Consider the following 15348-nt stretch of genomic DNA (forward strand, 5'->3'; position numbering starts at 1 on the left):
CAGCCAGCGCAGCGCAGAAATACCCTTGCCAACGGAGAGCCGTCCACACAGGGGTCGATAGCCAAAAATGTCCGCTTTCGGCGACGAAATGGCTGACTCTGCCGCTCGCTTTCTCGTCTCCCCGGACTTGCTTGCCCCGGCGCAGGCCGGGGATCCGGGTCCCCGCTGCCTTCCAGCGCGGATGGTGAAAAGGAAAGCGGGGTCCCGGGTCAAGCCCGGGAAGACGGGGCGTCCAGCCGATTTTCCTACACGCCCTTCAGCCGCTACAATGCGCCCCGGCTCTTTCCCATCGTTGTGCTCGGCCTGCGAGGCCGTTGGATCGCCGGGGCGTGGAACAAGCCCCTGCTCCCCTGTCCGTCCGCTTGTAGACAACGGTCATTGATCGTTGAAAATATTGTCGAAAAAGCGGAGGGACAAAGCGGACACGGTGTCCGCTTTGTCCGCCTTCCCGCCCTCACTTCACCGGAATGAACCGCACCGCGACCCCGCCTGACGCCGCCAGATGCACCGCGAAGGTATCGCCGCCCGTCACGACCTTCTCCTCGATCACGATGTCATAGGGGTTATAGTCCCAATGCGCGTGCGGGCCGTCGCGGTAGATCTGGGCGCGGTATTTCCTGCCCGGTTCGAGGAAGGAGAGCGCGAGCGAAACCTCGCGCGGGTTCTCGTCGGTCAGCGCACCGAGGAACCATTCCTTGGACTTCCTCCCCTGCCGCGCCATCGCCACCCACTGGCCGACTTCGCCATCCAATGCGATCGACTGCTCCCAGTCGGCTTCCACGTCCTTGATGAACTGGAAGGCGTCGAGGCGCTTCTCGTAATTCTCGGGAAGGTCCGCGGCCATCTGCAGCGGGGAGTAGATCGTCACATAGGTCGCGAGCTGCTTCGCCAGCGTCGTCTGCGGGCGGTTCTTCGGGTCGCCGCGCGGCATGTCGGGGCGGACCGGCGGGCGCTCGTTGGGGCGCAGGTCGAAGATGCCCGGCGTGTAGTCGAACGGCCCGGCGAGCAGCGCGGTGAAGGACAGCATCGCCTCGTGCGAAGGCGGGTTGGGCGGCGTGCCCCAGGCGTTGAACTCCATCCCCCGCGCGCCTTCACGGCTCATCCAGTTGGGATAGGTGCGCCTGAGGCCGGTGTCCTTGACCGGCTCGTGGGTGTCCATGGCGATCTGGCGCTCGGCGGCGGCCTTGATCACGGTCATGTGGTGGTCGATCATCCGCTGGCTGTCGTAATATTCGTAGTGGCGGATGCCCTTGTCATCGACCCACACCGCATCGCCTGCGTCAGAGACATAGCCAGACTTGACGTAGTGCGAGCCGATCTTGCGGACGAGATCGAGCCCGGCCTCGAGCTGCTTCTCGTAATTGGTGAGGTTGGCCGAAGTCTCGTGGTGGACGATCAGCTGGACGCCCTTGGAGGCGGCATATTTGCTGAGGGCCTCGATGTCGTAATCGGGATAGGCCTCGGTGAAGCTGAAGACATCGCCGTTGTTGAACCAGTCGCCGTCCCAGCCCTTGTTCCAACCTTCGACGAGCACGCCCGAGAAGCCGTGCCTGGCGGCGAAGTCGATGTAGCGCCTGGTCTCTTCGGTGGTGGCGCCGTGGAACCTGTTGCTCGCCCAGGTGCGGTCGTTGATGTGCATCGCCCACCAGATGCCGATGTACTTGCCCGGCTTGGCCCACGACACATCGCCGAGCTTGTTGGGCTCGTTGAGGTTGAGAATGATGTCGGAATTGATCAGGCCCACCGCCTTGTCGGCGATCTGGATGGTCCGCCAGGGCGACTGGAAGGGCGCCTTGGTCTTGACCTTGGGCCCGCCTGCCCAGTTGCGCAGGTTCGCCTGGAAGTTGCCCGGGCGCAGCTGGTCCAGCGACATCGAGGAATAGTCGACCAGCGCCGCCTCGTGGATCGCCATGTAGATGCCGCCCGGGGTGCGGAAGGTGGACGGCGTGTGCGCGTCGTCGACCTGTCCTGCGGGCGCGATGCGGTAGATATACTCGTTGCGGTTGAACTCGTCGGAGGGGGTGTACCACATGGTGGTCTTCTCCCCGACGCCGAACTGGGTCAGCTCCTCGACGATGGCGATGTCGCCTTGCAGCGCGGGCTGCTGCTTCAGCTCGTAGCGGAAGCCGATGCCGGTGTCGAAGGCGCGGAAGCGGACGGTGATGTCGCGCGCGGGGCCGTCGGTTTCGGTGCGGAAGGTGACGGCGAGCTCGTTGTGCTGGTCGCGCACCAGACGGCGCTCGCCCCAGGGCTGCTCCCAGGTGGTGTCCTGCGAGGCGCGGGTCGATCCGGCAATCGCCATGCCGCGCTCGAAGCCGTGGTGTTCGGCGAAGAGCATGCCGAGCAGCGAGGGGGCGATCACCTGCTCGCCATTGTAGCTGACGGCATAGGTGGCGCGGCCGCCGTCATCGGCGACGGTGACGGTGATCTTCCCGTCGGGCGAGGCGAGCGTGAGGCTCTCTGCAGCAGCGGGGGCAGCCGCCCACGCGATGGCGGCCAGTGCCACGAGGGATTTCCAGTGCTTCGTCATGCGTCCTCTCCTTGCAGGCCTTCGGGGGGCGGCCTGCCTCACTTGGTCTCGGTGTAGATGCGGTAGCCCCATGCGGGCAGATCGAGGCTCTCGCCGCCAGCGAAGAGCGCGGGCGCGCCGGTCATCGCGTCGGTGTAGCTGCCGTGGTGGCGCGCTTGGCTGAAGGTGATGCTCTGCGGGCGGGGGCTGAGGTTGAAGACCGCGAAGACCCGCGCGCCCTTCTCCCCCCGCGTGAAGGCATAGACGTCGGCGGCTGCGCTGTTGGGCACCTCGACCATCGCCGCCCCGAAGCGGCCGTTGTGGAGCGCCGGGTTCGCGGTCTTCAGGGCGATGAGCTTGCGGAACAGGGGGTCGTAGCGGCCCTCCTTCCACACGATCGGGTCGCGCTCGAAGAACTTCAGCTGGCGGTTGTTGTCGGCCTCCTGCCCGTTGTAGATCAGCGGCAGGCCGGAGCCAACGAAGGAGAGCGCGATCGCCGCCTCGTAGGCCGGGCCGTAGATTTGCGCCGCCACCCCGTCCCACGAATTCTGGTCGTGGTTCTCGGTATAGACCATCCGCATCGCCGCGCGCGGCCAGGTTTCCTGCTGCTCGTTGTAATAGCCGCGGATCGGCCCGGCGCCCTCGCCGCTCTTGGCGAGCTTCTGGAAGGCTTCCTTCCATTTCCACGCGTAGGTCGCGTCGAAGGAGCGGGCGTGGAGATCGCGCTGCTCCCATTCGGCGAGCAGGAAGACCGGTTTGATGGCGTCGAGCTGCGCCCGCGCCGTTTCCCAGAAATCGGTCGGCACCCAGCCCGCGACGTCGCAGCGGAACCCGTCGACCCCGTATTCGCGCACCCAGAAGGCGAGGCTTTCAGTCATGTATTGGCGGAGGCCGGCCTGCGAGTAGTCAAAATCGGCGACGTCGCTCCAGTCCGTGCCCGCAGGCGACATCATCGCGCCTTCGGGGGTGCGGGTGTACCATTCGGGATGGCTCCGGGTCAGCGGGTTGTCATAGGCCGAATGGTTGGCGACCCAGTCGAGGATCACCTTCAGCCCCAGCCGGTGCGCCTCGTCGACGAAGGCGCGGAACTCGGCCTCGGTGCCCAGCTCCGGGTTGACCGCGCGGTAATCGCGCACCGCATAGGGGCTGCCGAGCGTGCCCTTGCGGTTCACCTCGCCGATGGGGTGGACCGGCATCAGCCAGATGATGTCCACGCCCATTGCCGCGAGGCGGGGCAGCTGCTTCTGCGCGGCCTTGAAGGTGCCCTCTGGGGTGAACTGGCGGGTGTTGATCTGGTAAAGCACCGCATCGCGCGTCCAATCGGCATTCTGCACTTCGACCACATCGCGGGGCGTATAATCGGGCTCCGCCAGAGCGGGAAAGGCGATCAGCGCACCCGCAAGCAAACTCAGGGCGAACCGCATCACGCCTGCCCCGCCACGGGCTGCAGCGCCCGCGCGCCCTCGCCATCGGCGACGAAGAAGGTCGCGACCGCCCCCAGCACCATGCTCACCGCCGAAATCGCCATCGCCCAGATCGGGTGGCCGCCGAACAGGTTGGTCAGCAGGAACCCGAGCAAGGTCGAGGCGAGGAGCTGCGGCACGACGATGAAGATGTTGAACACCCCCATGTAAATGCCCATCTTTTCCTGCGGCACGCAGCCCGCAAGGATCGCATAGGGCATCGACACGATCGAGGCCCAGGCGATGCCGATGCCGATTTGCGGGATCCACAGAAGCGCCGGATCGCGCACCAGCAGCACCGCGGCAAAGCCCGCCGCGCCCATCAAGAGGTTGATGGCGTGGAGGCGGCAGCGGTCGATCCTAGCGGCGATCATCACGAAGCCGAGGGCGGCGGCGGCGGCGAGGCCGTTTCTGACCGATCCCATCAGGCTCCACCAGTCGGCCCCGTTCTGGTAGGCGGCGCTCGCGGCATCGCTCGCGCCGAAGTGGTATTCGGTGACCCCCGGCGTGCCGTAGATCCACAGGCCAAACATCCCGAACCAGCTGAAGAACTGCACCACCGCGAGTTGGCGCATGGTGCGCGGCATGGCGAAAAGGTCCGTGACGACCTCCATGAAGCCGCTCTCTTCGCGGCCTGCCCCGCGCAAGGCGCCCGCGATCAGCTGAACGATCCCGAACCCTGCGACCAGCGCGGCGAGGACATAGATGTCCTTGGCAATCTCGATCGTGCCGAGGAAAGCAGGTCGCGGCTCGCTGCGGGCGAAGGCGACGAAGGCTGCGATGGCGAGGCCCGCGATCACCCACAGCATCCCGCCGCTGGTGAACTGTGCCGCCGTCCGCGCCGCAGCGCCCTCGGTATTGCGCGGAGTGTCTGCGCGCGCGGCCTCGAAACTGGCGAGCTCTTCGGGCGAATATTCCTTGGTGGTGAACACCGTCCACATCACCGCCGCCAGTAGCGCCGCGCCGCCGATGTAGAACGACCAATGCACGGTCTCGGGGATCATCCCCTCGGGCGCGGTATTGCTGAGGCCCAGCCAGTTGGTCATCACCCACGGCAAGGCCCCCGCCATCACCGCGCCTGCGCCGATGAAGAAGCTCTGCATTGCATAGCCCATCGTCCGCTGACGGTCGGGCAGGTTGTCGCCGACGAAGGCGCGGAATGGCTCCATCGTGATATTGAGCGAGGCGTCCATCACCCACAGCATGCCCGCAGCGACCCACCACACCGGCGCATTGGGCATGATGAACAGGGCAAGGCTGGCGAGCAGCGCGCCGACCAGGAAGAACGGGCGGCGGCGGCCGAAGCGCGGGCTCCAGGTCTTGTCGGACAGGTGGCCGATGATCGGCTGCACGATCAGCCCTGTCATAGGTGCCGCGATCCACAGCAAAGCGAGGCTTTCTACCTCAACGCCCAAGGTCTGGAAGATGCGGCTGACATTGCCGTTTTGGAGCTCGAACCCGATCTGGATTCCAAGGAACCCGAAACTCATGTTCCAGATCTGCCCCGCGCTCAGCGCAGGCTTGTGGCCGACGTGCGTCATGGTCGCTTTCATCCCTCTCCCGCCGCGCCGCCCGGCAAGGCGTGACGCGGCCCGGCCTTTTCGCCTATGCTCCCGTCTCTCATGTCCGGTAAAGCGGCATGGCGTGGCCGGGGCCTAGTCTGGACGGCCTGCAAAAATTTGCAAGAAACTTTGCGATTTGCGGCAGGAAAAATCGGCAGCTCGTCGCTCTCCTCCATTCTTTCCCAAGCAAATCAAATGGCTTGAACAGGCATCACCGGTCGCGAGAGGGGCGTCACAAAGATTTGCAAAAACTTTCCCAAAGTGTCACAACCTGCGCCGGAGGGAGTTGGACGATGAAGCGAATCTTCGCGACGGCTGCGGCTGTGCTGTGCGCAGGCACCGCCCTTATGGGGACACCACTGGCGGCCGAGACGCCCGCCGCGCCGGCTCCCGCGGCCGCTCCCCTCGCCGAACGCGCGCTCGAGGACGAGATCATCTATTTCGTCCTGCCCGACCGCTTTGCCAATGGCGATCCCGCCAACGACAAGGGCGGCCTCAAGGGCGGCCCCTTCCAGCACGGCTTCGACCCGACCCACAAGGGCTTCTACCACGGCGGCGACCTCAAGGGGCTGACGGCGAAGCTCGACTATATCCAGGGCATGGGCGTCACCGCGATCTGGTTCGCGCCGATCTTCAAGAACAAGCCCGTCCAGGGCATGCCCGGGCAGGAGAGCGCGGGCTACCACGGCTACTGGGTGACCGATTTCACCCAGGTCGATCCGCATTTCGGCACCAATGCCGAGTTCAAGGCCTTCGTCGATGCCGCCCATGCGCGGGGCATGAAGGTCTACATGGACATCATCATCAACCACACCGCCGACGTGATCGGCTATGCCGAGGGCGAGGCGGCAGGCTACCGCTATCGCAGCAAGGGCGAATATCCCTTCAGCCGCCGCGGCGGGCCGAAGGGCAAGCCGATCAACGAGGGCTTCGCGGGCGATTCCGATGCCGATCCGGCCAACTGGGCCAGGCTCACCGACCCCACCTTCGCCTACACCCCGGTCGTGCCCGAGGCGGAAAAGAACGTGAAGGTCCCCGCCTGGCTCAATGACGTGACGCTCTACCACAACCGCGGCAATTCGCACTGGGTGGGAGAGAGCAGCCTCTACGGCGACTTCTCGGGGCTCGACGATCTCGCCACCGAGAACCCGCGCGTGGTCAGCGGGATGATCGAGATTTTCGGCCAGTGGATCGACGATTACGGCATCGACGGCTACCGCATCGACACCGCCAAGCACGTGAACCCGGAGTTCTGGCAGGCCTTCACTCCGACGATCCTCAAGCGCGCCCATGACAAGGGAATCAAGCACTTCCACATCTTCGGCGAGATCGCCTACGAGGAACCGACCGCGACGCTCGCCGCGCAGGTGATGGCCGAGAGCGGCCTGCCCTATGCGCTCGACATGGGCTTCGCCAAGGCCGCGCAGATGGTCGCCAGCGGCAAGGCCGGCCCGCGGCTGATGGCCGAATTCCTCCAGCAGGACGCGATCTACCCCGGCGGCGCGAAGACCGCGCTGGGCCTGCCGACCTTCCTCGGCAACCACGATTTCGGGCGCTTTTCGATGTTCGTGCGAGACATGAGCGGCAATGCCGACGAGGCCAAGCTGCTCGCCCGCGTGAAGCTCGGCCATGCGATGATGTTCCTGCTGCGCGGGGTGCCCACGGTCTATTACGGGGACGAACAGGGCTTCATTTCCGACGGCAACGACCAGCTGGCGCGCGAGGACATGTTCCCCAGCAAGGTCGCCGCCTACAACGACAACAACCTTGTCGGTAGCGATGCGACCACCGCGCAGGACAATTTCGATCCTGCCCACCCGCTGTACCGTCTGATCGCCGAGCTTTCCGCCGCCCGCACCGCTTCGCCCGCGCTGCGCCGCGGCCTCACCACGGTGCGCGCCTTCACCGAAACCGGCCCCGGCCTCCTCGCGGTCGAGCGCCACGACCCCGCAACCGGACAGCGCGTCCTCGCCCTGTTCAACACCGGCGAAAGCCCACTTTCGCAAAGCATCGAGGTCAGCTACGCGGCCCGCGGCGTCGCGCCGCTGGTCGGCCCCTGCCCCGCCGCGCTCGCCGCGCCGGGATCGGTCAAGGTCAGCCTGCCCGCCTTCGGCTTTGCCGCCTGCATTCTGGAGACCGACAAGTAATGGCAACCGCTCTTGCCGAAACTGCCCTTGCCACCGACGCCGCGCTCGCATGGTGGCGCGGGGCGGTCATCTACCAGATCTACCCGCGTTCCTTCCGCGACACCAACGGCGACGGGATCGGCGACCTTGCGGGCATCGCCGAGGGGCTCGATTACATCGCCGACCTCGGGGTGGACGGAATCTGGATCAGCCCCTTCTTCACCTCGCCGATGAAGGATTTCGGCTACGACGTCGCCGATTACTGCGGGATCGATCCGAGCTTCGGCACCTTCGCCGATTTCGACCGGATCATCGAGAAGGCGCACAGCCTCGGCCTCAAGGTCATCATCGACCAGGTCTATTCGCACACCTCGGACGAGCACGCGTGGTTCCAGGAGAGCCGACAGGATCGCACCAACCCCAAGGCTGACTGGTATGTCTGGGCCGACCCCAAGCCCTGCGGCTCGCCGCCGTCGAACTGGCAATCGGTGTTCGGCGGCTCGGCGTGGCAGTGGGATGGCCCTCGGAAGCAGTACTACCTGCACAACTTCCTGACCTCGCAGCCCGATTTGAACGTCCACAACCCCGAGGTGCAGAACGCGCTGCTCGATGTCGCGCGGTTCTGGCTGGCGCGGGGGGTGGACGGGTTCCGCCTCGATGCCCTCAACTTCTCGATGCATGATCCCGAGCTGCGCGATAACCCGCCGAGCGGCGTGCCGATGGAACTGGTGACCCGGCCCTTCGACATGCAGATCAAGCGCTACAACCAGTCGCACCCCGACATCGTCGCCTTCCTCGAACGCATCAGGCAGACGCTGGACGAGTTCCCGGGCCGCTTCACCGTGGCCGAAGTCGGCGGGCCCGAGCCGCTGGCCGAGATGAAGGCCTTCACCGCGGGCGGCAAGCGGCTCGATTCCGCCTACAACTTCGATTTCCTCTACGCCCCGCGCCTCACCGCGCCGCTGGTGCGCGCGTCGCTGTCGCAGTGGAGCGGCGAGGAGGGCGAGGGCTGGCCTTCGTGGGCCTTCTCCAACCACGATGCCCCGCGCGCCGTCACCCGCTGGACGCTCGATGGCGGCATGGCCCGCGCCGGGCGATTGAACCTGCTGTTGCTGCTGGCGCTGCGCGGCAACCCGATCATCTATCAGGGCGAAGAGCTCGGCCTGCCGCAGGGCGAGGTCGCCTTCGAGGACCTGCAGGACCCCGAGGCGATCGTGAACTGGCCGCATACCCTTGGCCGGGACGGCGCGCGTACCCCGATGCCGTGGATCGCGGGCGCGCCGCAAGCAGGCTTCTCGAGCGCCAACCGCACCTGGCTCAAGCTCGATCCGGTCCACACCGGCTTTGCGGTCGACAAGCAGGCGGCCGACCCCGTCTCGACGCTGGCCTATGCCCGCGCGCTGCTGGCGGCGCGGCGCGGGGCTCCGGCGCTGGCGCGGGGCGGGATCACGCTGCTCGACAGCCCGGAGGACATCCTCGCCTTCCTGCGCGAGGACGGGGAGAGCACCGTGCTGTGCGTCTTCAACCTCGGCGATGCGCCCGGTCACTGGCGCGCGCCCGAGAGCCTCGGCTCGCTGACGTTGATCGCCACCGAGAGCCATGTTGGCCCGGGCAGCGTGCCCGAGGCGCTGCCCCCCGGCACCGGCTACTGGGCGCGCGTGGCGGGCGGCTGAGGCACACGGATGGCCGACAACCCCGCTTCCCGGCGCAGCGCCACGCTCGAGGACATCGCGCGCGAAGCGGGGGTCTCGATCTCGACCGTCAGCCGCGCTTTGAACGACAGCCCGTCGGTCAAGCGGCGCACCAAGCAGCAGATCTGGCAGATCGCCCGCGCCCACGACTACGAGTTCCGCGCCTCGATGCCGAGCGGGCCGATCGGGGCCGACGCCACCCTCGCGGTGGTGGTCCCCGCCCCGCAGGGCCGCGACGGGCGGGTGTCGGACCCCTTCTTCCTCGAGCTCTTGGCGGGCATCGCCGAGGCCGCGCGCGAGCGCAACGCCGATCTCATCATCAGCCACCTCGCCCCGCGCGCCACCGGCGATCTCGACTACGCGATGAGCACCAGCCGCGCGACCGGCGTGATCTTCATCGGCCAGTCCTCGCTCCATCACGAGTTCAACGCGCTCGCCGTGCGCGACAACCGCTTCGTGGTGTGGGGCGCGGAGTTCCCGGACGCACAGTACTGTGTCATCGGGTCGGACAACCTCGCTGGCGGCAGGCGCGCCACCGCGCACCTCGCACGCCTCGGCCGCCGCCGCATCGCTTTCCTCGGCGACAGCGAAGCGCCCGAGGCCGAGCAGCGGCTTCGCGGATACAAGCAGGCGCTCGAGCAGGCCGGGCTCCCCTTCGACGATGACCTCGTCGTCCCCGCCCATTTCGAGGTCCACTCGGCGGAAGCCGCCGTTCGCAGCGCGCTCGCCCGCGGCCTGAGGTTCGACGCGATCTTCGCCGCCTCCGACCTCATCGCGATCGGCGCGATCCGGGCGCTGACGCGGTCGGGGATGCGCGTGCCCGAGGACGTCTCGGTGGTGGGATACGACAACATCCCCGCCGCCCGCCTCGTTACCCCGCAGCTCACCACCATCGACCAGGACGCAAACCTTGCAGGCCGCATGCTGGTGTCCAAGCTGATCGACAAGGGCGATGGCCCGGCGATCTCGCAGCGGCTCGAGACGAGCCTCCTGATCCGCGAGAGCTGCGGCGGATGACCGGCAGCCCTGCCCCCCTCAAGTCCATCACCATCGTCGGCGGCGGCTCTGCCGGGTGGATGACCGCCGCCGCGCTCGCTCAGGCCGTGGGCGGGGCCTGCCGGATCACCCTCATCGAGAGCGAGGCGATCGGCACCGTCGGCGTCGGCGAGGCCACCATCCCCCCGATCCGCAACTTCAACCAGCGGCTCGGCATCGACGAGGCGACCTTCGTGCGCGAGACGCAAGGCAGCTTCAAGCTCGGCATCGAGTTCGTCGACTGGGGCCGCAAGGACCACCGCTACTTCCACCCCTTCGGCCAGTACGGCGCCGAGTTCGACACCGTGCCCTTCTACCACCACTGGATGCGCGAGCATCTGGCCGGGCGCACCCAAGGCCCGATCGACGACTTCTCGATGTGCTGGGCGATGGCGAGGCAGGGCAAGTTCGCCCACCCCTCCCCCGACCGCCGCCTCATCCAGTCGACCTTCGACTACGCCTACCACTTCGACGCCGGGCTCTACGCCGCCTTCCTCCGCCGCTACGCCGAGGCGCGGGGCGTTGTCCGCGTCGAGGGCAAGGTGGTCGACGTCACCCTGCGCACCGAGGATGGCTTCATCGAGGCCGTTACCCTCGACAGCGGCGAGCGCATCACCGGCGAGCTCTTCGTCGACTGCTCGGGCTTCCGCGGCCTCCTGATCGAGGAGGCGCTCGAAGCGGGCTACGACAACTGGCAGCACTGGCTCCCCTGCGACCGCGCCGTCGCGGTGCCCTGCGAGCGGGGCGAGTTCACCCCCTACACCCGCTCCACTGCCCGCGAGGCCGGGTGGCAGTGGCGCATCCCGCTCCAGCACCGCACCGGCAATGGCTACGTCCACTGCTCGCAGTTCATCTCCGAGGACGAGGCCGCCGCCACCCTCCTCGCCAATCTCGACGGCAAGGCGCTGGCCGACCCGCGCCCCTTGCGCTTCGTCACCGGCAAGCGCCGCGAGTTCTGGAAGCGCAACTGCGTCGCCATCGGGCTTGCCGCCGGGTTCATGGAACCGCTCGAGTCAACCAGCCTCCACCTCATCCAGTACGGCATCCTGCGCCTGATCGCGCTGCTGCCCGACGCCTCCATGTCACCCCTGCTCACCCGCGAGTACAACGCCCAGACCGCGCGCGAGTACGAGCTGATCCGCGACTTCCTGATCCTCCACTACAAGGCGACCGAACGGGACGACTCCGAGCTGTGGCGCTACTGCGCCGCCATGCCGATCCCGGACAGCTTGCAGTACAAGATCGACCACTTCCGTGCCCACGGCACCCTCGTCGCCGAGCCGCAGGAGCTGTTCGCCAACCCGAGCTGGATCGCGGTGTACCTCGGCCAGGGCATCACCCCCGAACGCGCCCCGGCACTGGCCCATATGCGTGACCATGTGCCGGTCGCCGAGCGCCTCGCCCAGATCCGCCAGGCGATGGACGAGGCGGTCACCGCCATGCCGCCCCACGGCGAGTTCATCGCCCGCCACTGCGCCGCCCCGCCGATCACTGCCTGACCCGCGCAGTTGCCGCGTCTCCCCTTGTTGGAGACACATGAGACACTGTCCAGAGGCGGAAAAGCGGCCCTTGCGCAGAGCCCTTGCACAGACATTCAATCACACGGGAAAAGGCGGTGCGCATAACCCTTCGTGACACACCCCGCCTCCTGTAGGAAAGCCGAGGTTTCACCGCGCGCCCGCGCCCCGATCCCCAACGCAGGAAGGGCCCGCCATTTCTGGCGAGCCCCCCTGCAACCCTCGATGCGACCCGAGGGCGTCGGTCTTAGAAGCTCTTGCGCAGCGTGAACTGGAAAGTCCGGCCATAGAGCTCATGACGGCTCGGGAAGGACTGGCCCAGCGACACGCCGTTCGAACCGAACAGCTCGTTCTGGGTCACGAAGGGCTCGTCGGTCAGGTTGAACACTTCCGCCAGCACCTGCACCCGTTGAGGAAGCTGCCTTCCCTGGTGAAGGTGTAGCCGATCTGCGCGTCGAGGATGGTTTCGCTCTGCGCATCCGCGCCTTCGAGACCGCCCGCGAAGTTCGGCACTTCCGAGAGGAAGCCGCCGCGGTAACGTGCGGCAAGCTTGGCGCGGAAGCCGTACTTTTCGTAGAAGATGTCACCCGACCAGGTGAGGTCCGAATAGCCCGGGATCGGGATTGCCGAGGTGCCCGGAGGGGTGATCTCGGCGTCCGAATAGGTCAGCGAGTAGAACCCGCCGAAGCCGTCGAGCGCATCGGTCACGTCACCGAAGTTGACCCGCACCGTCCCTTCGACGCCCGCGATCCGGCCGTCCGAGAAGTTGACCGGCCCATTGAACTGGCCGAGCGCCACCTGCGGGTTGGCCTGCAGGAAGGCACCGAAGCCACGGTTCTGGATCTGCTGGGTGAGATCGGCGCTTTCGCCAAGGCTGACCACCCAGTCCGACAAGTCCTTGTAGAACGCCGCGACGATGATCGCGCTGCCCGGCGTGAAGTATTTCTCGAAGGAGATGTCGTAAGAGGTCGACTTGTACGGCTCGAGCGAGGGGTTGCCGCCGCTCAGGTCGAAGCAGACCGCCGCCGGGGGGTTGAAGCCCACCACCCGGTCGGGGGTCTGGTCGCCGTTGTCGTCAGGGCAGATTCCGGGCCGGACGGTGAGGTTCTGGTTGGCCGCCAGCTGATCGAGCCGCGCGCGGGTGATGGTCTGCGCGAAGGCGACGCGGATGAAGGTATCCTCCATCACCTCGAAGCTGAGGTTCGCGCTCGGCAGCCAGTTGGAATAGCTGTATTCCACATCGTTGATGCGGCCGCCGGTCAGTGTCCCGGTCGAACCCTGCTTGGTGTCGATATAGCGCAGGCCGATATTGCCCCGCACCGGCACCGATCCGAGATCGCCGTCGATGTCCGCCTGGATGTAGACGTTGTGAATGCGCTCCTCGACCGTCCATTCGGTGTCGTCGATCGCGCGCTCGAGGCGGTAGGCGCCGTTGGTCAGCAGACTGGCCGGCTGGTAGGCGATGATGTTCTGCCCGATGCCCTTCGTATCGGTCGAACCGACGATGATCGAAGAGGGGATCGCCAGCGAGGAGTTCACGAAGCCGGTGCCGGGCCGCAAGAAGGTGCCGTTGTTGTCGAAGTCCTTGTTGCGGTCGGTGTAGAGCCAGCCGACGGTGATCTTGTCGAGCAGGCCGCCGTCGAACTCCCAGTAGGTCTCGGCGCGCAGCTGGTGCAGCTCGTCGTTGATTTCGGGCTCGCGCAGGAAGCCGACCTGGCCCCACCCGCCCGGATCGGTGAGCAGCACGTTGGCCGGATTGGTGTAATCGATCAGCCCGGCGATGGAGTATTCGCCGTTGCGCGGGAAGGTGAAGGTCAACCGGTCGGCCGGACCCGACCCCGCGCGGCCGGTGCCGGCGTAGCTTTCGTAGTCGACATCGTTGCGGTCGAGAGTCGAATAGCCGTAGTCGAGGACGAAGCCGAGATTGTCGGTCGCCTTCCACTCCAAGTTGCCGCCGAAGGCAAGGATGTCCGAATCCGCGCCTTCGGTGTCGGTGCGCAGGATCGGATAGACGTTGGTGTAGGTGGCGGTGTCGGCGAAGGGACCCGACCCGGTCACCGCGCCAACCTGCGCCCCGCCATTGGTGCTCCACGAGGCGATCGGGGTTTCGGTGCCGCGGAAGATGCCCTCGTCCTGGGTGCCGGTGTAGAAGCCGTCGATGGTGAGCGAGAGATTGTCGGTCGGCTCGAACTGGAGGCTGCCGGCGACCGAGGTGCGCTTGAATTCGCGGCTCTGCACGCCCTGGCGCGGGTTGTCGCGCGGGAAGATCACGCCGGCTGCGGTGCGGGCGATTTGCCCGTTGTTGGTCTTCAGCTCGCGCTGGATGATCTGGGTCGGGATCGACTGCACGGTCGCGCCGAGCGACCAGCCGAGGGTGCCCGCCTCGTTCTGGTCGACGTAGCTGCCGAAGAAGCGGTAGCCGCTCGAGCTGAAATCGGGGTTCAGCGAACCGTTGTCGTTGTAGGTGTAGGTGCCCGAGACGGTCAGCTGGCGCTTCTTGGAATCGAGCGGCTTGACGGTGCGCAGGTCGACTGCGCCGGCGATGCCGATTGCGGCAAGCTGGGCGTCACCGGTCTTGTAGACGATGCCCTGGGCCACCAGTTCCGAGGGGAACTGGTCGAACTCGATCCCGCGGTTGTTGCCCGCCGATACGACTTCGCGGCCATTGAGGAGCGCGAGAGAGAAGTCCGGGCCGAGGCCGCGGATCGAGACTTGCTGCGAACGGCCGCGCACGCGCTGGGCGGTGACGCCGGGCAGGCGCGCGAGCGAGTCCGCGATCGAGAGGTCGGGCAGGAGGCCGAGGTCTTCGGACGAGATCACTTCGACGATCGAGGTCGCCTCGCGCTTGGCGTCAAGCGAGGACTGGATCGAGCCGCGGATCCCGGTGACGATGATCGCGTCCTCTTCACCTTCGACCGCAGCCGGTTCTTCGGCCGGCGCATCCTGCGCCAGCACCGGCGTGCCGGTTACCGCGAGCGCCAGAAAGGTCGCGGCCCCGCACAGCAGGCGCGCGCTTGCATTGATCCCGTTCATTTTCATCAGAAGTCCCCTCCCGCAAGCGCCGTTCGGCAGCGCTTTTGCAGGTTTTTTCATAGCCGAACCTGAACCGCAGGTAAATCGCCAAATGCCACCCTTTCGCGGAGACCCCAAAAATCTTGTAATTCGTAGCGTTTTCATGACTTTGAGACGGTATTCCGAGGGATATCCGGCAGATGATAGCGCTATCATACGTGCAAATGTTGCGCGATTGTCACAGTTTTGCGCCGTGTCGCAGTGCAGCAGGCGATCCTCTGCCGCCGCGCCCGGCTGAGAGCCCTCTTCGGGCCCGCCTATCGGCCTTTTTTGTAGCATTTCTCGTGCTTTAATCTTGCAGCTTGGAGCCTCGCCGCGCGTTTGTTAGGCTCCTCCGCATGGCCAGCCAGCCCGCCTCGCCCCGACAGGATGC

Annotated in this window: 9 protein-coding genes; 4 read left to right on the forward strand and 5 right to left on the reverse strand. The window is 66.5% G+C overall.

The window, feature by feature from the left end; all coding sequences use genetic code 11:
* Positions 1–454: 454 nt before the first annotated feature.
* The 3 genes from AX708_RS10750 to AX708_RS10760 are packed head-to-tail and all read right to left on the reverse strand — an operon-like array spanning position 455 to position 5513.
* On the reverse strand, positions 455–2530 hold the full coding sequence (locus AX708_RS10750) for a glycoside hydrolase family 97 protein (protein ID WP_066529197.1): 2076 nt from the start codon (positions 2528–2530) through the stop codon (positions 455–457).
* Positions 2531–2568: 38 nt separating this feature from the next.
* Positions 2569–3933 (reverse strand): alpha-amylase family glycosyl hydrolase, encoded by a 1365-nt coding sequence (locus AX708_RS10755; RefSeq protein WP_066529195.1) that lies wholly within the window; start codon positions 3931–3933, stop codon positions 2569–2571.
* Positions 3933–5513 (reverse strand): MFS transporter, encoded by a 1581-nt coding sequence (locus AX708_RS10760; protein WP_066529204.1) that lies wholly within the window; start codon positions 5511–5513, stop codon positions 3933–3935. The genes AX708_RS10755 and AX708_RS10760 overlap by 1 nt, the downstream gene beginning before the upstream one ends.
* Before the next feature lie 314 nt (positions 5514–5827).
* Between AX708_RS10760 and AX708_RS10765 the strand changes: the two genes are divergently transcribed.
* From AX708_RS10765 to AX708_RS10780, 4 genes are read left to right on the forward strand one after another with little or no spacing between them, the layout of a single operon-like run.
* Positions 5828–7681, forward strand: a complete 1854-nt coding sequence (locus AX708_RS10765; RefSeq protein WP_066529193.1) for an alpha-amylase family glycosyl hydrolase — start codon at positions 5828–5830, stop codon at positions 7679–7681.
* Complete coding sequence (locus AX708_RS10770) at positions 7681–9333, forward strand: alpha-glucosidase (protein WP_066529190.1); 1653 nt, start codon at positions 7681–7683, stop codon at positions 9331–9333. The genes AX708_RS10765 and AX708_RS10770 overlap by 1 nt, the downstream gene beginning before the upstream one ends.
* A 9-nt stretch (positions 9334–9342) precedes the next feature.
* The gene (locus AX708_RS10775; RefSeq protein ID WP_066529186.1) at positions 9343–10368 is read left to right on the forward strand and encodes a LacI family DNA-binding transcriptional regulator; all 1026 of its coding nucleotides are present in this window, start codon (positions 9343–9345) and stop codon (positions 10366–10368) included.
* A complete protein-coding gene (locus AX708_RS10780; RefSeq protein ID WP_066529184.1) occupies positions 10365–11885 on the forward strand; it encodes a tryptophan halogenase family protein in 1521 nt (506 codons plus the stop codon). The genes AX708_RS10775 and AX708_RS10780 overlap by 4 nt, the downstream gene beginning before the upstream one ends.
* 265 nt (positions 11886–12150) lie before the next feature.
* Here AX708_RS10780 and AX708_RS21140 read toward each other — a convergent pair whose 3' ends face one another.
* A complete protein-coding gene (locus tag AX708_RS21140; RefSeq protein WP_233999647.1) occupies positions 12151–12291 on the reverse strand; it encodes a hypothetical protein in 141 nt (46 codons plus the stop codon).
* Entirely contained in the window at positions 12279–14936 is a 2658-nt protein-coding gene (locus tag AX708_RS10785; protein ID WP_233999648.1) for a TonB-dependent receptor, read from the reverse strand. The genes AX708_RS21140 and AX708_RS10785 overlap by 13 nt, the downstream gene beginning before the upstream one ends.
* Positions 14937–15348 lie beyond the last annotated feature (412 nt).

The organism is Erythrobacter sp. CCH5-A1 (genome assembly GCF_001557115.1).
Classification (GTDB): domain Bacteria; phylum Pseudomonadota; class Alphaproteobacteria; order Sphingomonadales; family Sphingomonadaceae; genus Erythrobacter.